General features: G+C 69.4%; 22 protein-coding genes. 12 read left to right on the plus strand and 10 right to left on the minus strand.

Annotation, left to right across the window (positions count from 1 at the left end):
* Window positions 1-27: 27 nt before the first annotated feature.
* Entirely contained in the window at window positions 28-738 is a 711-nt protein-coding gene (locus tag FHX37_RS01935) for an MBL fold metallo-hydrolase (protein WP_141921755.1), read from the minus strand.
* Window positions 739-859: 121 nt separating this feature from the next.
* On the opposite strand from FHX37_RS01935, the gene FHX37_RS01940 reads away from it, so the two are divergent.
* Together FHX37_RS01940 and thiC are read left to right on the plus strand one after the other, a co-directional pair.
* Window positions 860-1,708, plus strand: coding sequence for an SOS response-associated peptidase (locus FHX37_RS01940; RefSeq protein WP_141921756.1), 849 nt, complete (start codon window positions 860-862; stop codon window positions 1,706-1,708).
* Window positions 1,709-1,937: 229 nt separating this feature from the next.
* Window positions 1,938-3,602, plus strand: a complete 1,665-nt coding sequence (gene thiC, locus FHX37_RS01945) for a phosphomethylpyrimidine synthase ThiC (RefSeq protein ID WP_141921757.1) — start codon at window positions 1,938-1,940, stop codon at window positions 3,600-3,602.
* Between the two features lie 49 nt (window positions 3,603-3,651).
* On the opposite strand, the gene FHX37_RS01950 is transcribed toward thiC, so the two are convergent.
* Entirely contained in the window at window positions 3,652-4,518 is an 867-nt protein-coding gene (locus tag FHX37_RS01950; protein ID WP_246062036.1) for a methyltransferase domain-containing protein, read from the minus strand.
* A 377-nt stretch (window positions 4,519-4,895) separates the two neighbouring features.
* Here FHX37_RS01950 and FHX37_RS01955 point away from each other — a divergent pair, with 377 nt between their 5' ends.
* The 7 genes from FHX37_RS01955 (at window position 4,896) to FHX37_RS01985 (ending at window position 10,912) form a co-directional block, all read left to right on the plus strand.
* Entirely contained in the window at window positions 4,896-5,540 is a 645-nt protein-coding gene (locus FHX37_RS01955; RefSeq protein ID WP_141921758.1) for a sigma-70 family RNA polymerase sigma factor, read from the plus strand.
* Window positions 5,537-5,821 carry a mycothiol system anti-sigma-R factor gene (rsrA, locus tag FHX37_RS01960; protein WP_141921759.1) on the plus strand — a complete coding sequence of 95 codons (285 nt, stop codon included), beginning with the start codon at window positions 5,537-5,539 and terminating at the stop codon, window positions 5,819-5,821. Before FHX37_RS01955 ends, rsrA begins: the two co-directional genes overlap by 4 nt.
* A gap of 761 nt (window positions 5,822-6,582) precedes the next feature.
* Window positions 6,583-7,932 (plus strand): HD-GYP domain-containing protein, encoded by a 1,350-nt coding sequence (locus FHX37_RS01965; protein ID WP_141924957.1) that lies wholly within the window; start codon window positions 6,583-6,585, stop codon window positions 7,930-7,932.
* Complete coding sequence (locus FHX37_RS01970; protein WP_141921760.1) at window positions 7,904-9,211, plus strand: HD-GYP domain-containing protein; 1,308 nt, start codon at window positions 7,904-7,906, stop codon at window positions 9,209-9,211. Before FHX37_RS01965 ends, FHX37_RS01970 begins: the two co-directional genes overlap by 29 nt.
* A gap of 81 nt (window positions 9,212-9,292) precedes the next feature.
* Window positions 9,293-9,505, plus strand: coding sequence for a biotin/lipoyl-binding carrier protein (locus FHX37_RS01975; protein WP_141921761.1), 213 nt, complete (start codon window positions 9,293-9,295; stop codon window positions 9,503-9,505).
* 20 nt (window positions 9,506-9,525) lie between these two features.
* Window positions 9,526-9,906, plus strand: coding sequence for a thioesterase family protein (locus FHX37_RS01980; RefSeq protein ID WP_141921762.1), 381 nt, complete (start codon window positions 9,526-9,528; stop codon window positions 9,904-9,906).
* 184 nt (window positions 9,907-10,090) lie between these two features.
* Window positions 10,091-10,912 carry an alpha/beta fold hydrolase gene (locus tag FHX37_RS01985; RefSeq protein WP_141921763.1) on the plus strand — a complete coding sequence of 274 codons (822 nt, stop codon included), beginning with the start codon at window positions 10,091-10,093 and terminating at the stop codon, window positions 10,910-10,912.
* Between the two features lie 122 nt (window positions 10,913-11,034).
* On the opposite strand, the gene FHX37_RS01990 is transcribed toward FHX37_RS01985, so the two are convergent.
* Both FHX37_RS01990 and FHX37_RS01995 read right to left on the minus strand, forming a co-directional pair.
* Window positions 11,035-12,684 (minus strand): acetolactate synthase, encoded by a 1,650-nt coding sequence (locus tag FHX37_RS01990; protein WP_141921764.1) that lies wholly within the window; start codon window positions 12,682-12,684, stop codon window positions 11,035-11,037.
* Window positions 12,685-12,797: 113 nt separating this feature from the next.
* Window positions 12,798-13,541, minus strand: coding sequence for a GntR family transcriptional regulator (locus tag FHX37_RS01995; RefSeq protein WP_141921765.1), 744 nt, complete (start codon window positions 13,539-13,541; stop codon window positions 12,798-12,800).
* A gap of 167 nt (window positions 13,542-13,708) precedes the next feature.
* Here FHX37_RS01995 and FHX37_RS02000 point away from each other — a divergent pair, with 167 nt between their 5' ends.
* The gene (locus FHX37_RS02000) at window positions 13,709-15,259 is read left to right on the plus strand and encodes a sensor histidine kinase (protein ID WP_141921766.1); all 1,551 of its coding nucleotides are present in this window, start codon (window positions 13,709-13,711) and stop codon (window positions 15,257-15,259) included.
* A gap of 198 nt (window positions 15,260-15,457) precedes the next feature.
* Here FHX37_RS02000 and FHX37_RS02005 read toward each other — a convergent pair whose 3' ends face one another.
* On the minus strand, window positions 15,458-15,715 hold the full coding sequence (locus tag FHX37_RS02005; RefSeq protein WP_141921767.1) for a WhiB family transcriptional regulator: 258 nt from the start codon (window positions 15,713-15,715) through the stop codon (window positions 15,458-15,460).
* A gap of 459 nt (window positions 15,716-16,174) precedes the next feature.
* Here FHX37_RS02005 and FHX37_RS02010 point away from each other — a divergent pair, with 459 nt between their 5' ends.
* Complete coding sequence (locus FHX37_RS02010; RefSeq protein WP_141921768.1) at window positions 16,175-16,582, plus strand: hypothetical protein; 408 nt, start codon at window positions 16,175-16,177, stop codon at window positions 16,580-16,582.
* A gap of 37 nt (window positions 16,583-16,619) precedes the next feature.
* Here the strand turns inward: FHX37_RS02010 and FHX37_RS02015 are convergent, their stop codons facing one another.
* Together FHX37_RS02015 and FHX37_RS02020 are read right to left on the minus strand one after the other, a co-directional pair.
* Window positions 16,620-17,378 (minus strand): RNA polymerase sigma factor SigF, encoded by a 759-nt coding sequence (locus FHX37_RS02015; protein ID WP_211351874.1) that lies wholly within the window; start codon window positions 17,376-17,378, stop codon window positions 16,620-16,622.
* 41 nt (window positions 17,379-17,419) lie between these two features.
* Window positions 17,420-17,845, minus strand: a complete 426-nt coding sequence (locus tag FHX37_RS02020; RefSeq protein ID WP_141921769.1) for an ATP-binding protein — start codon at window positions 17,843-17,845, stop codon at window positions 17,420-17,422.
* 738 nt (window positions 17,846-18,583) lie between these two features.
* Between FHX37_RS02020 and FHX37_RS02025 the strand changes: the two genes are divergently transcribed.
* Window positions 18,584-18,817, plus strand: coding sequence for a hypothetical protein (locus FHX37_RS02025; protein WP_141921770.1), 234 nt, complete (start codon window positions 18,584-18,586; stop codon window positions 18,815-18,817).
* Between the two features lie 64 nt (window positions 18,818-18,881).
* On the opposite strand, the gene FHX37_RS02030 is transcribed toward FHX37_RS02025, so the two are convergent.
* The 3 genes from FHX37_RS02030 to FHX37_RS02040 are packed head-to-tail and all read right to left on the minus strand — an operon-like array spanning window position 18,882 to window position 21,210.
* Window positions 18,882-19,388 (minus strand): GNAT family N-acetyltransferase, encoded by a 507-nt coding sequence (locus FHX37_RS02030; protein ID WP_141921771.1) that lies wholly within the window; start codon window positions 19,386-19,388, stop codon window positions 18,882-18,884.
* 50 nt (window positions 19,389-19,438) lie between these two features.
* Entirely contained in the window at window positions 19,439-20,191 is a 753-nt protein-coding gene (locus FHX37_RS02035; RefSeq protein WP_141924959.1) for an amino acid ABC transporter ATP-binding protein, read from the minus strand.
* A 59-nt stretch (window positions 20,192-20,250) separates the two neighbouring features.
* Window positions 20,251-21,210 carry an amino acid ABC transporter permease gene (locus tag FHX37_RS02040; RefSeq protein ID WP_141921772.1) on the minus strand — a complete coding sequence of 320 codons (960 nt, stop codon included), beginning with the start codon at window positions 21,208-21,210 and terminating at the stop codon, window positions 20,251-20,253.
* Window positions 21,211-21,222: the final 12 nt, after the last annotated feature.

A 21,222-nucleotide genomic window follows, 5' to 3' on the forward strand; every position in this document is an offset into this window, starting at 1 on the left:
GTGGCCGGAACCGGCCACAGGGGACGGTCAGCCGTCCACCCCCTCTGCCTCCGCCAGGGCCGTGGCGAGCGCCGCCGCGCCGCCGCCCACCGCCGGCTTGCCGTGGCCGAAGCACACGGTGTCCGCGTCGAGCTCGCTGAGGCGGCGCAGCGACCGGACGGCGCGGTCCCGGTCGACGTTGAACACGCCGAGTATGGTCCTCCCCTCGTACTCGGCCACGGCGTCGCCGGTGAAGAGCACACGCGGACCGGGGAGGTGGAGGGCGACGCTGCCGTCGGTGTGTCCCGGGACGGAGACCACCCGCGCCCCGCCGGCGACGTCGAGGACGTCGCCGTCCTCCAGCTCGCGGTCCACCCGAGACGGTGGGGCGGGCGGGAGGGGAGGAGTGTGCACGGCGTCCCAGATCGGGCGTTCCCAGTCGGCGAGTACCGGCGGCGGCAGCTCCTCCGCACCGCGGACCGCGGGAGCGTCGCACCGGTGCGCGCAGACCGGTGCGCCGGTCCACTCCGCGAGTTCGGCCGCGGAACCGGTGTGGTCCTCGTGGGCGTGGGTGAGCACGATACGGCGCACGTCCCGGGGACGGGCTCCCAGATCCCGGACGGCGTCGGCGATGGCGGGGGCGGAACCGGCGGTACCGGTGTCGATGACGGTGACGCCCTCGGAGTCGTGCCAGAGGTAGGCCTGGCCGACGTCGAAGGCGAGCATGCGCAGGTGGTCGCGGACGTGAACGTTCTCCATACCGGGAACGGTAGGCGCGGGGGCCGGCACAGAGGAGCGCGGTACGCGCGTGGTGAATCCGCTCCGGGCGTAACGGTCCGGTGGCTCCCGCGTTGTCACCGGTCGCGGCTAGGCTGTTGCCATGTGCGGACGGTACGCGCAGACGCGCAGTCGGAACCAGCTCCAGCTCGCTTTCGGGTTGCCCGAGACCGTCGAACCGGACGACCGGGACCCCAGTGCCTGGCCGCCGTGGGAGGAACCGCAGCCCGACTACAACATCGCGCCCGGCAGGACCGTTCCCGCGGTACTCGGCCCGCCGCCCGGCGGCACCGGGGAGGGAGGGGCGGGACCGCGGAGCCTGGCCTCCCTGCGGTGGGGACTCGTGCCCTCGTGGGCCAAGGACCGCAACCTCGGCTACAAGATGATCAACGCCCGGAGCGAGACCGTCGCGGAGAAGCCCGCCTACCGTACGGCGTTCGCCCGGCGGCGTTGCCTGCTGCCGGCCGACGCCTACTACGAGTGGCAGCTGGTGCCCTCCGCCCGCTCCGCGGAACCCGGGACCTCACCGAGCACCGACCCCGAGCACAAGCCCCGCAAGGCCCGTTCCGGGAAACGCCCCTACGCCATCGGGTACGCGGACGACTCCCCGCTGGCCCTGGCGGGGCTGTTCGAACGCTGGCGCGACCCGGAGAGGCCGGAGGACGACCCCCACGCGTGGCTGTGGAGTTGCACCGTGGTCACCACCGAGGCCGCGCCGGAGCTGGCCCACATCCACGACCGGATGCCGGTGGTGGTGCCGCCTGACCGGTGGAGCACCTGGCTGGACCCCGCGGCACAGCGCGACAGCCTGTTGGGGGTACTGGAATCGACTCCGGTGGGCGAGCTGCGTACCCGCCAGGTGTCCACCTCCGTGAACAGTGTCCGCAACAACGGTCCCGAGCTGCTGCAGCCCCTCGGCTCCGGCGACGGGGGCGACGGAACGCTGTTTTGAACGGGGTGTGGGGGTGGCCTGGGACCGCCCCGCCCGGTTAAGGTAGCCGCGGTCCTGACGATCCGCCCCACGGGCGGAGCGCACCGCCGCCGGGCGGTGCGCGGACACGACACACAACCAAGCGGGAGCTCGCGCCATGGCGGGCTGAGAGGGCGGCTGTCCCCACGGAGGGACGGGTGCCGCCGACCGCGGAACCTGTTCGGGTAATTCCGACGTAGGGAGGCGTGCCTTGACGGCGCTTGATGACCGTAGTGTCCAATCCACCGTGACCACCGGCCCCATCACGGGCTCGGAGAAGGTGTACCACGACGTCCACGACCCGGATTCCGGGCGGACGCTGCGGGTTCCGCAGCGGCGGGTTGGGCTGAGTAACGGCAGCCACCTTGACCTGTACGACACTTCCGGCCCCTACACCGACACCACGGCGAGTATCGACGTCCACACGGGCATTCCCGCCACACGGGAGGACTGGATCGCCGGACGCGGTCCCGTCGACGGGGCCTCCACCCAGCTGGCCTACGCGAAAGCGGGCGTGACGACGCCGGAGATGCGCTTCATCGCCGCCCGCGAGGGCATGGACCCCGAGTTCGTCCGCTCCGAGGTCGCCATCGGCCGGGCCGTCATCCCGGCCAACCGGTGCCACCCGGAGTCGGAGCCGATGGTGATCGGCAAGAACTTCCTGGTGAAAGTGAACGCCAACATCGGCAACTCCGCCGTGACCTCCTCGGTCCCCGAGGAGATGGAGAAGATGGTGTGGGCCACCCGCTGGGGTGCCGACACCCTCATGGACCTGTCCACCGGAAAACGCATCCACGAGACGCGGGAACGGATCATCCGTAACTCGCCGGTCCCCGTGGGGACCGTGCCGATCTACCAGGCCGTGGAGAAGGTGGACGGGGACCCCGCCAAACTGACCTGGGAGATCTACCGGGACACGGTGATCGAGCAGGCGGAGCAGGGCGTGGACTACATGACCGTCCACGCGGGGGTGCTCCTGCGTTACGTCCCGCTCACGACCGAGCGGGTGACCGGGATCGTCTCGCGCGGCGGGTCGATCATGGCGGCGTGGTGCCTGGCCCACCACGAGGAGAGTTTCCTCTACACCCACTTCGAGGAACTGTGCGAGATCTTCCGGGACTATGACATCACGTTCTCCCTGGGGGACGGGTTGCGCCCGGGGTCCGTCGCCGACGCCAACGACGAGGCGCAGTTCGCCGAGCTGCGCACCCTGGGGGAGCTGACCCACATCGCGCGCTCCCACGGGGTGCAGGTGATGATCGAGGGTCCGGGACACGTCCCGCTGCACAAGATCGCGGAGAACGTGCGCCTGGAGGAGGAGCTCTGCGGGGAGGCCCCGTTCTACACCCTGGGGCCGCTCGCGACCGACATCGCTCCCGGCTACGACCACATCACCTCGGCGATCGGGGCGGCGCAGGTGGCGTGGTCGGGTACGGCGATGCTGTGCTACGTGACACCGAAGGAGCACCTGGGCCTTCCCAACCGGGACGACGTCAAGACCGGGGTCATCACCTACAAGCTCGCGGCCCACTCGGCCGACCTCGCCAAGGGGCACCCGCGGGCCCAGGAGTGGGACGACACGCTGTCCCGCTCGCGTTTCGAGTTCCGGTGGCAGGACCAGTTCCACCTGGCGCTGGACCCCGATACGGCTCAGGCCTACCACGACGAGACACTGCCCGCCGAGGGCGCGAAGACCGCGCACTTCTGCTCCATGTGCGGGCCGAAGTTCTGCTCGATGAAGATCAGCCAGGACGTGCGCAAGTACGCCCACGACAACGGGTTGTCCACCGTGGCGGCCATCGACCAGGGGATGCGGGAGAAGTCCGCTGAGTTCGCCGAGCAGGGCAACCGGGTCTACCTGCCCGTGGCGGAGTAGCCGCCGGTGTTCTGGTCCCGGCCGCGTTCCCGGACGCGGCCGGGACGGGTCACGGCCGCGCCGGCTTGCGGGCGCTGGCGAGCAGGTGCACGCCGACGTAGTCGTCGGACTCGGTGGCTTTCAGCTCCATCTCGACCAGGTCGCCCAACGCGCGCGGGTCGTCGGCGAGCAGGGTGTCCACTGTGGAGGCGGAGAGGACCGTTCGGGGTTTGACCCATTCCGGTTCCAGCCCGGCGCCGGTCAGCAGCTCGGTGAGCTGCTCCGCGGTGAAGCACCGGGTGATGGAGCCGTCCGGCCACGGGACGAGGAGGACGTCCGCGTCGGGCGCGTGGCTGAGCTGGGGCCAGTAGTCCTGTTCGGCCAGGAGCGCCATGCCCAGCACGACGGAGTCCACGCACAGCAGTGTCCGGCCGCCGGGTCGCAGTACCCGCGCGATCTCGCTGAGCGAGGCTTCGGTCGCCAGGTGCTGGGACAGCACCCTGTTGTCGGAGACGACCCCGTCGAAGGTGTCGTCGGCGAGGGCGGAGAGGAACGTGGTGTCGCCCACGACGGAGCGGACCTCTCCGGTGCTCTCCTGGCGGGGGGCGGGGGCGTGGCCGTTGACGAGCGGGAGTGAGCGGCGCGGGGCCATGTCCGCGGAGGGAAGCAGGGTGACCACGTTGTGTCCGGCCGCCGCTGCGCGTGGTGCGCCGCGGAACTCCGGGCTGGAGAGGTCCAACAGGCGACTGGGCCGGTGCGGGAGCCACTGGGAGAGCTGCGCACCGGCGACGGCCCAGTAGAAGCGCCAGTACCCGGACAGCGATTCCATCGTGGCGAAGTGCGCCGCGGGGGAGCGTGCGGGGCGCTGGTCCACGGGAGTCTCGGTGGGCGTCCAGGGCTCGGACTCGTGGCCCGCCCAACTGGCGGACGGTTGCACGTACGCTCCTTTCTCCACGTCTCACACGCGGTACTACCCGTATGCGACAGCAGAACATCCCTTCAGCGGCGAAAAGTCAATGCTCTCGCGGGTGGGAGCGAGGTTCAAGGGCGGTTGTGGAATCAGGCGGGGACCCCGGTTGTTAACACCGGCATCAGTGGCCTGCCCGCGCCCGGACCGGACGCGCGCAGGGGAACGAGCACGCCGCGCGCCGCGGAAAGAGGGGTAGAGACGCATCGATGCCTGCCACCGGTTGCTTGCTTGAGGAACGCCCGGACGCCTCCCCGCCGGGTGTCAGTGTGCAGTCCGCCCGTGCGGGGTCGTATCGTGAGGCTACGGTGGCCCCACGGGAGACCAGCACAAGGAGGCAGGCGGGCTTGGACCAGGGTCAGGAGACACTCGACGAACAGGGAGCCCGGTTCGAACGGGACGTCCTCCCGTACTTGGACCAGCTCTACTCGGCGGCGTTGCGGATGACCCGCAACCCGTCCGACGCCGAGGATCTCGTCCAGGAAACGTTCGCGAAGGCGTTCGGCTCGTTCCACCAGTACAAGCAGGGAACGAACCTCAAGGCGTGGTTGTACCGGATTCTCACCAACACGTTCATCAACTCCTACCGCAAGAAGCAGCGGCAGCCCAAACAGGCGGGCACGGAGGATGTCGAGGACTGGCAGCTCGCGCAGGCGGCCTCCCACTCGTCGTCGGGGTTGAAGTCGGCCGAGGCCGAGGCGCTGGAGCACCTGCCGGACACCGACGTGAAGCGTGCGTTGCAGGACCTCCCGACGGAGTTCCGGATGGCGGTATACCTCGCGGATGTCGAGGGATTCGCCTACAAGGAGGTCGCCGAGATCATGGAGACCCCGATCGGGACGGTGATGTCGCGGCTGCACCGCGGTAGACGTCAGCTCCGTTCGTTGCTGGAGGAGTACGCGGTGGACCGCGGGATCCTTCCGCAGGACGGTGACACGTCTGTGGCACTGGGAGCGTCGAACGATGGGGCGACTCGGAGGGACCAGCAATGAGCTGCGGAGAACCGCACCACACACCGTGTAGCGAGGTTTTGGCCAAGGTCTACAGCTATATCGACGGCGAACTCGAAGAGGAGAACTGCGAGGACATTCGGCAGCACCTCGACGAGTGCGCTCCGTGCCTGGAGGAGTACGGCCTCGAGGAGGCGGTGAAGAACCTGGTGGCGAAGCACTGCGGCTGTGATCCGGTTCCGGAGGGGTTGCGCAGCAAGGTACTGCACCGGTTGGAGGCGGCCCGGGCGGACCGGCAGATCCGGGAGGCGCACGCCGAGTAGGGGGCGGTGCCGGACCCGAGCAGGTCGTACAGAATGGACATAAGGTAACAATAGCGGCGGTCAATGGTTATTGGCCGTCGCTTGGTTTTTGTCACGAAGTGTTCCGTTTTTCTCGTTTATGGGGGAGAGTGCCCGGGTTTTTGGACGTGGGCACTGCGGTCCGGTCCCGGGGTGTGCGACACGCCCGGCGGTGCGTGCTTATCGGTTTCTGATATCCGGTGGGGAAAGTGTGCCCCTGGTTTTGTTGACGCAATAGTAACAATTACTTAGAGTAATTGTCGGTATGTGTCCTGGGGAAAACGGTGTTCGTGTGTGCCGCGTTGCTTGGGGATTTCGTCGTCGGATGCCGTTCCGGTGCGGATACAAAGAGTCGTTGCCGCTGCTACGAGAGAAAATAGTATTTTCTGTCTCCGGTGGGGGATTAACCTTTTTTCCTCGCGTTTGGCGTACGGATTGGGTCGAAGAAAACAGGTGGCTCCAGTTAGCCGTTAAACTAGGTGCCATATCCACCGTATGGGGTAATTCGCGTGTCGTGCCCGGGGGTGTTTAGTGGGCACGGCACCATCACTCGGGAGGGGGTGGAAAACCGTGAGTTTTCTTGTTGTGAATCTGCTCCACCTGGCCATGGCCCTGTCATGGCTCATCTCAGCCGTTGAGGGGTGGTCCTGGTGGTAGGAGCCGAACGGATGAAACCATGACCGTTCATCAGTGAACAGGGCGGGAGGTGCCGGAAATTGTGTGCGCTTCCGTACACGGCGCGGATGTACATCGGCCTCGTCGTACTGGCGGTCGTGACCGCCATCGCCGTCGGGCCCTACACCGGCATCGACCCGGTAACCCTGGCACTGCTCGCGGTGCTCTTCGTCGTCGCGGAGTCGATCAGCACCATGGTGGACAGCGGCAAAGCGGGGATCTCGCCGAGCTCCTCGGCCTCCCTTGCCGCTGTCGTCCTGGTCGGCCCCGTCGGCGCCGCCGTGGCCGGACTCGCCTCGTGCCTGGTGATCCGGCGGCAGAGCGTGGTGAAGCGCCTGTTCAACGGCGCGCAGTTCGCTCTTGCCGGATACGCCGCCGGACACGCGTTCCTTCTGGCGGGGGGCGAGACCGGCGTGCCCGTCCGGGCGGACTTCCCGTGGGTCGTGCTGCCGTTCGCGGCGGCCACGCTGGTGCACACGCTCGCCAACACCGTCCTCGTCGGCGGTCTCATGCTGATCCTGGGTGTGCTCCGCGTCGAGTCCCCCCGCCGCGTCCGCTGGCGACCGTTCGCGAGGCTGGAGCTGTCCTCCCTCGGCTACGGGGCACTCGGCCTGTGCATCGCCACCATCTGGGGAGCCGTCGGCCCGTTCGCGGTCCTGCTGGTCCTGCTCCCGCTGTTCATCGCCCGCTGGACCTTCAACCAGTACATCGCCGAACAGCGCGCGCACGACGCCACGCTCGCGACCCTGTGCCAGGCGGTGGAGACCAAGGACTACTACACCCGCGGCCACTGTGTGCGGGTGTCCGAGGCCGCCAGCATGATCGGACGCGAACTGGGGCTTCCGGCGGAACGCGCCCACACGCTCCGCTACGCGGGCATGCTGCACGACGTCGGCAAGCTCGGGGTGCCGACCAAAGTGCTGCAGAAGCCCGGGAAGCTCACGGAGGAGGAGTTCGCGGCGATCCAGCTGCACCCCATGCGCGGCTACGAGATCGTCCGGGAGATCGGTTTCCTGGACGAGGCTCTCGACGGGATCATGCACCACCACGAGCGGATGGACGGGCGCGGCTACCCGGCGGGCCTGTCCGGGACCGGTATCCCCGAGTTCGCCCGGATCATCGCGGTCGCCGACGCGTTCGACTGCATGACCTCCACCCGCTCCTACCGCAACGCGCGTTCCATCGGCGAGGCCGTCGCCGAGCTCCGGAACTGTTCCGGCACCCAGTTCGATCCCGCTATGGTGAACGCGCTCATCACCGCGGTGGACCGTGACGGTTGGGACCCCCCGGTCGCGGTGGACCCTCCCGACGAGGACATCGCGGAAGTAGCCCAGCAGGACCACGATGATCCCAGCGCCCCGCTGCGGATCACGGGAGGGACCGTAAGCGATGAACGTTCAGGGGACGGCCGCTCCTGAGGCGCGCCGACGCAGGAACACCCTGGGCCGTGTTTCCCCGACGCGGTTGCTGCTGCTGTCGGTGGCTGCGGGAAGCGCGGTGCTCTCCCTGCTGTGGACCCTGCTGACCGGCTTCGTGGAACCGCGGGCCGCGCTGTCGTTCGGCGCGCTCATCGCGGCGGGGGAGCTCGCGCGGATCACCCTGCCGGGGCGCCGCGAGGTGGCTCCCATCGCCTCGGCGGGGGCCCTCGGCTACACCTTCCTGCTGAGTGTCGGCGGTGCGGCCGTCTCCCTACCCGCCTGGCAGGTGATAGCCGTCGTCGCGCTCGGGCTGGCGGTGGGGGAGCTGCCCCACATGTCCGTGGGGCGCATGCCGCTGTGGAACGACCTCGCGCGGCGCCTGCTGCTCGTGCTCATGGTCGCGCTCCCGTTCCGGCTGCTGCTGCACCAGCTGCCCCACGTCGCCGGCAACTGGTGGGTCGTGCTGTGCGTCATGGTCGGTCTGGTGCTGGCGGCGTGGCTGGTCGACTCGGTCGTCGCGGCCACGATCCGGGCGGAGGAGTGGCGGACCCGTCTGGGCGTGGCGCTGGCGGACGAGCTGCGGGCGCAGTTCGCAGTGGGGACGGCGATCGGCGCCATCGGCATCCTGATCGCGTTGGCGAGCGCCGTGGCCGGCCTGTACAGCCTGTTGCTGTTCACCGCCCCGCTTCTGGTGACCCAGGTGGCCTTCCGCAGGTACGCCGACATCCGCCGCACCTACGTGCAGACGGTGCGGTCCCTGTCGCGGGTGACCGAGGTCGGCGGATACGTGGAGACCGGTCACTCGCGGCGGGTGAGCCGGTTGGCGTGGGCCATCGGATGCGAGCTGGCGATGCGGGAGTCGCGGCTTCTGGAGCTCGAGTACGCGGCGCTGATGCACGACATCGGTCAGCTGTCCCTCCGGGAGCCGATATCCAGCGGGGCGACCGTGCTCATCTCCCGGCGGGAGCAGCGCCGCATCGCGGAGCTGGGGGCGGCGATCATCCGGGAGACGGGGGTGCTGGACGGCGTCGCCGAGATCGTCCGGCGCCAGTGCGAACCCTGCGAGGGGGAGGAGGGCGAGAGCGAGGGCCCGCCCCCGTTGGGCAGCCGGATCATCAAGGTGGCCAACGCCTACGACGACCTCGTCGGTGACACGGCCGACCACGACCGGGTCGCCACGGCGGTGCAGCTGTTGCGGGACGACAGCGGGCGCGAGTACGACGCCGATGTGGTCGAGGCGGCGGTTCGGGTGTTGGAACGCTCGGGCGCGGTGCGGTGACCTGGAGATTACCCGTGGGTACTGCCGTATGCTCGGTACTCGAGTGGAAAAGTACGCACCAGGTAAGAAAAGGGGCGCGAGATGGCGGAGATCCGCGCGGAGATGGTCGCCAACGTGTTCCAGGTGACGGCGGCGCCGGGCGAGAGGGTCGACGCCGACGCGACCCTGCTCATTCTGGAGTCCATGAAGATGGAGATCCCGGTACGTACCGAGGAACCGGGCAGCATCGTCAGTATCGACGTGGCCGAGGGTGACGTGGTCCAGGAAGGCGACCTGCTGGCGGTGCTCGAGTAGCGTTCGGCTACGTTGGCCCCATGGCGATCACTGAGGGACTGCGGGCAACGACCGGAATCCGGGTCCACGAGCAGGACACGGCCGAAGCCATGGGCAGCGGGGACGTGCCGGTGCTGGCGACTCCCCGGGTGCTGGCCCTGGCCGAGGCGGCGACGGTCGCCGCCGTCGCCGAGCACCTGGACGAGGAGCGCACCACCGTCGGTACGGACGTGTCCCTCACCCACTCCGCCGCCACGCCGGTCGGCGCCCGCGTGCAGGCCGAGGCGACGCTGCGGAGCGTCGACGGCAAACACCTGTTGTTCGACGTGACCGTGACCCACAACGAGCGCACGGTCGCACAGGGCACGGTGGCGCGGGCGGTGGTGAACCGGCGGCGCTTCCTCGCCGCCGCGACGGAGTGACACCTCGCCGCGCTCCGAACCGGTCGGGCCGCGGGACCGCGGCCGACTGCGGTCCGGTCGGGAACGCCGGGACGCGCGGCCGCTGGGCCACCACCGCACACCCCGTTCCGCCGGGGACGGGCCCCCACCGCAGGCGGTGCGTGGCACCCGCACGTACGAGAACAGCCCGAACGAATTGGTGACCATGGAGATTCGAGCCAACGAGCTGACCTTCGAGGTCGCGGTGTCCGGCCCGGACGACGCCCCCGCGGTGCTGCTGCTGCACGGTTTCCCGCAGTCCCACCGCTGCTGGGACGGAGTCGTCGAGCGGCTCAACGCCGAGGGCTACCGCACCATCGCCCCCGACCAGCGCGGCTACTCCCCGGGCGCGCGCCCGAGCGCGGTCGACGACTACACGGTCTCCAACCTGGTCGGCGACGCCCTCGGCATCCTCGACGCCCTCCACGTGCCGAAGGCCCACGTCGTGGGCCATGACTGGGGCGCGATCGTCGCCTGGAACCTCGCGGTGCGGCATCCCGAACGGGCGCGCAGCCTGACCGCCCTGTCCGTGCCGCACCCGGCCGCCTACGCGTGGGCCCGCGCCAACGATGCCGACCAGCAGCGGCGCTCCGCCTACATCGACCTGTTCCGGCAGGAGGGCAAAGCAGAGGACGTGCTCCTGGCCGACAACGCCGACAGGCTGCGCGGTGTCATGGTGCCGCCGCTGACCGAGCAGCAGGCCGAACCGCACCTCGACCTGCTGCGGGAACGGGAGGCGATGACAGCGGCGCTCAACTGGTACCGGGCGATGGACTCCGGCTACGGCGACCTCGGCCCGTCGACGGTACCGACCACCTACGTGTGGAGCACCGAGGACCTGGCCCTGGGCGCTGCCGGGGCGCAGCGGTGCGAACAGCACGTCACCGGGCCGTACAGGTTCGTGCGGCTCGAGGGCGTCACGCACTGGATCCCCGAACAGGAGCCGGAGACCGTCGCCCGGGAGGTCCTCGGGCGCGCCGCCGGCTGAGACGGCGCCGGCCGGTCCCGGTCCCGCACCGGAACGGCGCAGGGTCCCGGGACCCGCGGCATCCCGGGACCCGGGGACGCGCGGCACGCCGGCGGGCGCGGTCGTGTCCCCGGGGAGCAGTGTCAGACCCCCATGGTCTTGCGGGGGTAGACGTCATCCGGGTCGGTGGCGATGTTGACCAGGTAGGGGACGCCGGAGTCGAACGCCCGGCGCAGTGCGGGAGCGATCTCCGCCGGGCGGGTGACGAGCTCGCCCCCGCCCCCGAGGGTCCGGACGATCTCGTCGTAACGGGTGTGCGGCGCGAGGTCGGCGGCGACGTCGTAGCCGTACAGCATCCGCATGGGGGCCTTCTCCAGTCCCCAGATGCCGTTGTTGCCGCAGACCATGACGACCGGCAGGTTGTGCCGTACCAGTGTGTCCACGTCCATCAGGGAGAAGCCCGCGGCGCCGTCCCCCAGCAGCGTCACCACCTGCGCCGAGGGCCGTGACAGCCGGGCGGCCATGGCGTAGCCCATGCCGGTGCCCAGGCAGCCGAACGGTCCCGGGTCGAGCCAGTTCCCGGGCCGCCGCGGCTCGATGTACTTGCCCGCGTACGAGACGAAGTCGCCGCCGTCGCCGATCACCACCGCGTCGTCGTCCAGCAGGCGGTTGAGTTCCCCGTGGACGCGCGCGGGGTGGATCGGGTCGGCGTCGCTGGCGAGCAGCGCGGCGTCGTCGGCCGTGGCGGCGGTGACGGCCGCACGGAGGTCCGCGCGCCACGCCTCCACGTCCCGTGCGGGTTTGGCCGTGTCACCCAGGCCGCGCAGCACGGCGGACAGGTCGCCGGAGACCGACCCGGCCAGGGTCAGGTGGGTGGCGAGCTGCCCCGGGGAGTCGGCGATGTGGACGACCTTCGCCGGATCGGCGCCGTCGGCGCCTCCGAACAGCCCGTGCCCCAGCCGGAAGTCCAACGGTGTGCCCACGACGATCACCAGGTCGGCCTGGCCGAAGGCGCGGCCGCGCGCGCGTGTGGCGAGCAGGGGGTGCCCGGGGGGCAGCACGCCGCGTCCCTGGCCGTTGGTGATGACGGGGATGCCCAGTTCCTCGGCGGTTTCCCGCGCGGTTGTCTCGGCGCCGTCCATCCACACGTCCGAACCGTAGACCAGCAGGGGGCGCCGAGCCTGCCCGATCAGGTGGGCGATGTGGGAGACGGCCCCGGGGTCGGGGGAGCGGTCGCTCTCGCGGCCGTGGGCCGCGTGGGGATCGGCCTCGGCCTGCTCGTACAGGCGGTCCATGGGCAGGTCGAGGAACACGGGGCCGCGGTGGGCGCTGTTGGCCAGCGCGCACGCCTCGTCCACGGCCGGGCCGATCTCCCCGGTGCGGTGCACGGTCCGGGCCTGTTTGGTGACGGGCGCGAGGATCGGGGGCTGGTCGAGTTCCTGCAGCAGTCCCTGGCCCCACCGGTCGTCGGGGGCCCTGCCACCGAGGAGCAGCAGGGGGGAGCCACTGAAGTTGGCGGTGGCGACCGCGCTGACCGCGTTGGTGACTCCCGGTCCCGCCGTGACGGTGGCCATGCCGGCGCTGCGGGTGAGTTTCCCGATCCCCTCGGCCCCGAACACGGCGGTCTGCTCGTGGCGCACGTCCACCAGCCGAACGGAGGACTCGGCCGCCACGGCGCCGTCGTACAGGGGGAAGATGTGCCCGCCGCTGAGGGTGAACATCGTGTCGACGCCGTGGCGGCGGGCGGCCGCCACGGCGTGTGTCCCGCCGTGTCCGGAGGTTGGAGTGCTCATGGACGTGTGCCCCTTCCTCGGGTAGTGGTGCCCACTAAGTTACCACCCGGTTAAATAAAATGGTGAGGACTGTCACGCAAGCACAAAAGTTCCCACCGGCGGGGCGGTCCGGTTCACTCCTCGCGGGGCGGCCGCAGGTGGGTGACGAACTTGTACCGGTCCCCCCGGTACAGCGAACGCACCCACTCCACCGGGTGCCCGTCCCCGTCGAAGCTGTGCTGGCAGTGCAGCACGAGCGGCAGTCCGACGTCGATCCCCAGCAGCCGCGCCTCGTTCGGGGTGGCCAACACGGTCTCGATCGTCGCTTCGGCCTCGGCGAGACGCACGTCGTAGGCGCTGCTCAGCGCCTCGTACAGGGAGGCGTAACGGTCGAGCTGGCGGCGCAGCCCCGGGAACCGGCGCGCGGCGAGGTGCGCGGTCTCCACCGCCATCGGCTCGCCGTTGGCGAGCCGGAGCCGTTCGATCCGCAGCACACGCCCGCCCGACCGGATCGCCAGCAGCTCGGCGAGGTGCTCGTCGGCGTTGATGTAGCTGACGTCGAGGATGCGTGTCGCCGGGTGCAGGCCGTGCGACTTCATCTCCTGGGTGTAGCTCGTCAGCTGCAGGAGCTGGGCCACCTTGGGTTTGGCGACGAACGTGCCCTTGCCCTGGATGCGCAGCAGCCGACCCTCGATCACCATCTCGGTCAGTGCCTGGCGGACCGTGGTCCGGGAGGTGGAGAACTGGATGGCGAGAGAGCGTTCCGGCGGTACCGGATTCCCCGCGGGCATGGACTCGACCAGCTCCACGAGTAGCTTCTTGACCTGGTAGTACTTCGGGATCTTCGGCCCGCTGTCGGTTGTTCGCTGCGCCGTCACGTCGGTATCCTCCACCGCTTCCCACCCTGTTCGGTGCCGTGCCGCGGAACCATCGGGCATCTGTCCGGCTGTACCCTGGTGGTTCCGCCAGGATCGACCACATTGGTTTGGACCACTGGTTGAGTGTGCTCTTAAAAGTATGCCTGCACGCGTGGGATGATCTGTGAGTGCCTCACCTCAGTGATCTCATCCGACGGTATACGGCTCTGAAGACAGCCGATCTGGAGTGGTTCCACTCCCTGGTGTCCGACTGGCAGCTGCTCGCTGACCTCTCGTTCGCCGACCTGGTGCTGTGGGTCCGGCTGCGGGACGGCAACGGGTGGGTCGCCGTGTCCCAGATGCGTCCCACGACCGGGCCGACGGCCTTCCAGGACGACCTCGTGGAACGGGTCCTGCGCGACGACGTCGCACCGCCCGACCCGGGGGCGGGCCGCACCTCCCTGGTGGGGAAGCGCGCGCTGATCGAACGCGCCTGGGACGAGGGACGGATCTGCCGGGAGGGCGACCCGGACTGGTCCGGCGGGGTCCCGGTGCGCGAGGAGACGATCCCGGTACGCCGGGAGGGCAAGCTGATCGCGGTGATCCAGCGCAGCACCAACCTCAGCTCGGCGCGCACCCCGAGCCGGCTGGAACTGACCTACCTGCAGAGCGCCAGTGACCTGGCGCAGATGATCGCCGAGGGGGAGTTCCCGTTCAGCGACCAGGGGCCGCTGATGGTGCGCTCCCCGCGCGTGGGCGACGGCCTGCTCCGGCTCGACCAGGCGGGCGAGGTGGTCTACGCGAGTCCCAACGCGCTGTCCGCCTACCGCCGTCTGGGCCTGACCGCGGACCTCGTCGGTACCCGGCTGGCGCAGACCACGCTGGAGCTCGCCGCCGCGGGGGAGGCCCACGACGAGTCGCTGACCTGGACGGCGGGAGGGCGCGTTCCCCAGGAAGCGGAGGTGGAGGCCCGCGGCTCCACGGTGCAGCTGCGCTCCATCCCGCTGGTGATCGGCGGTGCGCGCATCGGTGCCCTGGTCATGGTGCGTGACGTCACCGAGCTGCGCCGCCGCGAACGCGAGCTGATGACGAAGAACGCCACCATCCGGGAGATCCATCACCGGGTGAAGAACAACCTGCAGACGGTCGCGGCGCTGCTGCGGCTGCAGTCGCGGCGGCTGGAGATCCCCGAGGGGCGCAGCGCCCTGGACGAGGCGGTGCGCCGGGTCGGGTCGATAGCCATCGTGCACGAGATGCTGTCCCGCACCCCGGACGAGATCGTGGATTTCGACGACATCGCCGACCGGGTGATCGAGATGGCGGCGGAGGTCTCCTCCACCGGGACACAGGTGTCACCGCGCCGTGAGGGCCACTTCGGACTGCTGCCCGCGCTCGTGGCGACACCGCTGTCCATGGTGTTGGCCGAGCTGGTGCAGAACGCGGTCGAGCACGGGCTGGGCTACGGCCCGGGAAGTATCGAGGTGGGTGCGCAGCGGGTGGAGGCGCCGGCAGAGAACCAGCCGGCGTCCCAGCGGCTGCTGGTCGAGGTGACCGACGACGGCGGGGGGTTGCCGCGCGACTTCGACATCGACGACACGACGAGCCTGGGGCTGCAGATCGTGCGGACCCTCATCGCGGGGGAACTGAACGGGCACCTCGAGGTCAGACCGCGTGAGAGCGGCGGTACGAAGGTCGTGATCGAGCTTCCGTTGGAGAACGACGCGCAGTCGCCCACCTGAGAAGGGGAGCGGGGACCCGGTCGCGAGGGCCGGGGCTAGGCTCTGTTTGGTGGACGCTTGTCCCGCTGCGCGGCGCGGCCAGCACCGCTGGCGGCGTTCCCGTCAGTCGGCGGAGGATCCGCTCCGCCTCCTCCCTCGGACTTGCCAACGCGGCGCTGGCCGCGCCGCGCGCGACAAACAGCGTCCACCAAACAGAACCTAGTGCGCGCCGCGCACCATGGGGCGCGTCCTCCGGCGGCGTTTCAGGGAGCGCCGTTCGTCCTCGCTCATGCCGCCCCAGATCCCGCTGTCCTGGCCGCTGTCCAGCGCCCACTGCAGGCAGGCGCTACTGACAGGGCACTGCTGACATACCTTCTTGGCCTCCTCGATCTGGATCAGGGCCGGCCCGGAATCTCCGATGGGGAAAAACAGTTCGGGGTCTTCGTCACGGCAGGCGGCGTGGTAGCGCCAGTCCATGCGTGTCAACTCCTCACAGTGCTGCAATCTGGGATGCGCCACGCACACGCGACGGTGTGGCGTCAGCGCGGGGCACACTCCGTCGTCAGCCCCGGCAGGTATGCGCACCCACTCAACGGGCGAGTTGTGGTGTGCTCCGTGCCCGGCGCGGCCGAGGGCGTCCGCGGCGCACTCGCTGGCCCCAGAAGCATCCGTTTTACTCGCCCGTAACGTACGGCGTCACTTTGAGACTGACAGTCGTAATCGGCCCATGCAAGAGTACGCATCCCTTATCCTGGATAATCGGATGTCGTATGCGTCACATCCGCTTTCACCTGCGAAATCAGAATCATTCCGCCTGAGTATTCGTAATTTCATCGGTACCGGCGAGGGGTTGAACCGTTGCTCGGGTGTGAGGTATCCGCGCCAGTGGCGCTGCGGGGCGGATCGAAGCGTGCGCTTCCCGACGTAGGCTGGAAGGTGTATCCACGTCCAGTTACCGTCACCCTCGCCGCCGCTGTGCAGACACTCGCCGGTGCGGCGGCTGCGGCAGGGGGGCTCTTCACCCTGTACGAGACACTCCTCGGAAACGTCGCGGACACGTCCGTCGCGTTGCCGCTGGTGCTCCTGGCGCTCGTCGCCGCCGCGGTGATCGGTTACGCGGCCTGGGGGCTGTTCCGGCTCCGTGACTGGGCACGCACCCCAGTGCTGCTGACCCAGATCTTCGCTGTGATCATCGCCTACTACATGGGAACGAGCGGTCAGTACGCCGCGGCCGCGGTGTTCGCCCTCGTGGCGGCGGCCGGCATCGCCTCGGTGCTGGCCCCGCCCACGACAGCGGCCCTGTTCCATTCCCCGCGCGGGGAGAACAACGGGAAGGAGGAATAACCCCGGCACGGGTCGTGTGCCGGGGAGTTATCCGGTGTCAGTCCTCCGTGGTGAGCGCCTGGCGCAACTGGGCGAGGGTGCGTGCCAGCAACCGCGAGACGTGCATCTGCGAGATGCCGAGTTCCTGGGCGATCTGTGACTGGGTCATGTTGCCGAAGAAACGCAGCAGCAGGATGCGCTTCTCCCGAGGCGGCAGTCCTTCGAGGAGGGGTTTCAGCGACTCGCGGTACTCCACGCCCTCCAACGAGTCGTCCACGATCCCCAGTGAGTCGGCGACGGCGGGAGCGTCGTCGTCACCGCTGTCCGGTGCGTCCAGCGACACGGTGGAGTAGGCGTTCGCCGACTCCAGACCCTCCAGGACGTCTTCCTCGGTCATTCCCAGATGGTCGGCGAGCTCGTGCACGGTGGGTGCACGCCCCTCGCGTTGGGACAGGTCACTCACGGCCTTGGTCAGGGACAGTTTCAGTTCCTGCAGCCGCCGCGGCACCCGCACCGCCCAGCCCTTGTCGCGGAAGTGCCGCTTGATCTCCCCCACGATGGTGGGGGTGGCGTAGGTGGAGAACTCCACCCCGCGATCCAGGTCGAACCGGTCGATCGACTTGATCAGGCCGATCGTGGCGACCTGGGTCAGGTCGTCGAGCCATTCCCCACGGTTCCGGAAGCGACGCGCGAGGTACTCCACCAGCGGCAGGTGCAGCTCCACGAGCTCGTCGCGGATGCGCTGCCGTTCGGGAGACTCCTCGGGTAGCTCGCCCAGGCGTTCGAACAGTTCCCGTGCGCGGGCCCGGTCGGGCACCGCTTGCTCCGTTTTCGCCGTCAGAGCGGGCCCCCTTTCGCTCACGCTGACTCCGTGGTGTTTCGGCGTTTGTGCAGGATGATGGTGACGCGGTCGTCGGGGCCCGCTCCCGCATCGACCTCACCGGCCAGCGCCGACAGTACGGTCCAAGCGAAAGTGTCACGCGCGGGAAGCCGGCCGTCGTCGGTCAGCACGGACACGGACACACGCATACCGTCCCCGGTGAGTTCGAACTCGGTGTTCAGGTCCGTGCCCGGCAGTGCCTGGGAGAGCAGCATCGCGCACGCCTCGTCCACCCCGATGCGGAGGTCCTCGATCTCGTCGAGGGTGAAGTCGAGCCGGGCTGCCAGACCGGCCGTCGCCGTGCGCAACACGGAAAGGTACGCGCTGTCTGCCGGCATCGTTACGGTGACAGCGTCCCGCACATCCGTTGCTCCCGTTGTTGGTGCGGCGGTTTCTTCGGTCACGTCCCTCCTCCGGGAAGCGAGTTTTCGCTTGAGAGCAATCTACCGTGTTTCCTCTCGGGCCCGGTGCACGGAACCCGCCCCGTGTCTACAGACGTGGCGCTGACCCCGTGTATCCGGTACCGCTATAACCAGCTGCGGCGTTGGAAACTTCCGCCACCGAGCGCAGCCGGTCGGGCAGCGTGTCACTGGCCAGCCGCCCGCGAGTCCACTGGTCCACCTCCCCTGGACGTGGTTGGTAGAGAACAACGGGTTTTCGGTTCGCCACCCACCGCTATGGGTGATCCGTAAAACACCCTAGTAGGTGACGGAGGGATCTGGCTGTGCGCGTCCGGGACAGTTGTGGAACTGGAAGGTTTCCGCAGCAGAACCGCCGCGTCACACACCGCGTGGGAGGAAGCGCCCCCGGTGCGGGGCCTTGGTGTGGTGCGCGCGTGGGCACGCGTGTGAATCCCTGTGAACCGAGGACACACGGGCGGGTGCGGCTCTCGGCCGGGATGCGGCCACACGGGGAGCTCATCGCGTCAAGAAACGATAACGAATCACGTTTTCGCGGTACGGCTGCTCACTCCCCGTTCGTGTGGGGGCGGGTCTAGGGTGACTCCCCGGGTCCGGGGGCGTGGCGCGAGCGCGGCTTCTGCCCCTGTGGCGGACGGGTCCGGATGAGCTGGGACCGTCCGCTGTCCCAGTGGTGGCTGTTCCCGGCTCCGCCGCGCCTGTCCGCGCGCGTGTTCCCCCGCGGTGCCTTCCACGAACCGCGGGGCGGATCCGGACGAGTCCGTTTTCCTGTTGGAACTCGGCCCGGACGGGCGCGTCATCCGCAGGGTCGAGGTCCTCGGCGAGGATGACACCGTCGCCTCCTGGCAGGAGGAGGGGATGAACCCGCCGTTCGATCTCCGCTCCCCGGAGCTTGCCACTGCGGAGGTCGACGAGGCCGTTTTCGCCGCGGCCCGGGAGGGGGCGAGGAAGCCGTAGGGGGCAACCGCGGAGCGTCGCGCCCGCGTCGCCGTGCGCCTCGCCCCTCCCCGGAGGGCGCCACTCACGCCTGGCGGGAGTGGCCGAGGTCGGTCAGTGCCTGGCCGTCCAGGCGGAACACGGTCCACTCGTCCATGGGGACCGCACCCAGCGACTTGTAGAAGTCGATGGAGGGGGTGTTCCAGTCGAGCACCCACCATTCCAGGCGGGTGTAGCCCCGCTCGTTGCAGATCCGGGCCAGCTCGGCGAGCAGGGCCCTGCCGTAGCCGCGGCCGCGCAGCTCCGGGCGCACGTACAGGTCCTCCAGGTAGATGCCGTGCCGTCCGGTCCACGTGGAGAAGTTCAGGAACCACAGCGCGAACCCGGCGGTGACCGGCTCGGCGTCCTGTCCGCCGTCCTCGGGCGTGTGCTCGGCGATGTGGGCGTAGGCCGCCGGATAAGGGCCGAACAGTGCCTCGGCGAAGTCCCGCTGGGTCGCCACGGCCGACTCCGGCTCCTTCTCGTACTCGGCGAGCTCCCGCACCAGCTGGTGGATGGCGGGAACGTCATCGCGGTGAGCGGGTCGGATCATCGGGCCACCTCCTCGCACGCGCGTCCTCCGCCACGAGCCTATAGGCCCGTTCACAGCACCTTGGACAGGAAGGCCCGCGTGCGCTCCTCCCCGGGGTGGTTCAGTACCTCGTGCGGAGGACCCGACTCCACCACGACGCCCTCGTCCATGAACACCACGGAGTCGGCGACCTCCCGGGCGAAGCCGAGCTCGTGGGTGACCACCACCATCGTCATGCCGTCGGCGGCCAGGCCCTTCATGACGTCCAGCACCTCACCCACGAGTTCCGGGTCCAGGGAGCTGGTGGGCTCGTCGAACAGCATCAGCTCGGGGCGCATCGCCAGCGCCCGGGCGATCGCCACCCGCTGCTGCTGGCCGCCGGACAGCTGGCCCGGGTAGGAGCGCGCCTTGTCCGCCAGCCCCACGCGGTCCAGCAGCTCCAGCGCCCGCTGCCGCGCGGCCGCCCTGGACTCCCGCTTCACCTGCACCGGCGCTTCCGTGACGTTGCCCAGCACCGACTTGTGCGGGAACAGGTTGAAGTTCTGGAACACCATGCCGATGCTCTGGCGCTGCCGTGCCACCTGGGAGTCGCGCAGCTCGAACAGTTTCCCTCGTCTGCGCTGGTAGCCCATCAGGTGGCCGTTGGCCCAGAGCTGGCCCGAGTTGATCCTCTCCAGGTGGTTGAAGCAGCGAAGCAGGGTGGACTTGCCCGAACCGGAGGGGCCGACGATGCACACCACCTCGCCCCGGTCCACCTCCAGGTTGATGCCGCGCAGCACCTCCAGCCGGCCGAACCTCTTGTGCACGTTCCGGGCGACCACCATGGGTTCGGTGGCCGGTGCGGACGGTTCCCCGGGGGCGGTGGTCGGTTGGCTCGGTCGGTTCACTGATTCGCCTCGCTGCTGCCCGTCGTGTCGGCCTTCGTCTGGACCTGCCGGTCACCCTTGCTGAACGAGCGTTCCAGGAAGTTCTGCCCCAACATCATGACGCTGACCATGGCCAGGTACCACAGGCAGGCCGCCACCAGCATGGGGAAGAGGTCGAACGTCCGGTTGCCCACCGCCTGGAGCTGGAAGAACAGCTCCGTCGTGAGCGGGATGGCCGACACCAGGGAGGTGTCCTTCAGGATCGCCGTCGCCTCGTTGCCCGTCGGCGGGACGATCACCCGCAGCGCCTGCGGCAGCGTGATGCGCCGCAGCACCTGGCTCTGGCTCATCCCCAGCGCCTGGGCCGCCTCGGTCTGTCCCCTGGGTACGGACAGCAGGCCCGCCCGCACGATCTCCGCCATGTAGGCGCCCTGGGACAGCGCCAGCGCCAGCAGCGCCGCCAGGAACGGGGTGAGCAGGTCGTTCATCGGGACGGAGAAGAACCGCGCCCCCTCCCGGAACCCGAGCAGCGGCATCCAGTAGTTGTCGAACGGGAGCCCGAACTCCACCTGCTTGTAGAGCACCCCGAGGTTCCCGGCGACCACGCACAGCACCAGCCGCGGAACCGCGCGGAAGAACCAGGTGTACAACCACCCCAGGGACACCAGCACCGGGTTGGCCGACAGGCGCATCACCGCCACGGCGATACCGATGACCACTCCCAGGGTCATGGACAGCGCCGCCAGGATGACGGTGGTACGCACCCCGGTCAGCACGGGGGAGCTGAACATGTTCTCCAGCAGGAACGGCCAGTTGAACGCCGGGTTCGTCACCAGCATGTGCACGAACATGGCGGCCAGGACCAGCAGTACGGCCGCGGCCACCCACCGTCCCGGGTGGCGCACCGGGACGGTGGGCAGCTCCTCGGCGGACTCCCGGTCCGGCGGGGGAGAGGTGGAGGCGGGTGCGGTACTCAAACTGTCCTGTAC

The sequence above is a fragment of the Haloactinospora alba genome (assembly GCF_006717075.1).
Taxonomy (GTDB): Bacteria; Actinomycetota; Actinomycetes; order Streptosporangiales; family Streptosporangiaceae; genus Haloactinospora; species Haloactinospora alba.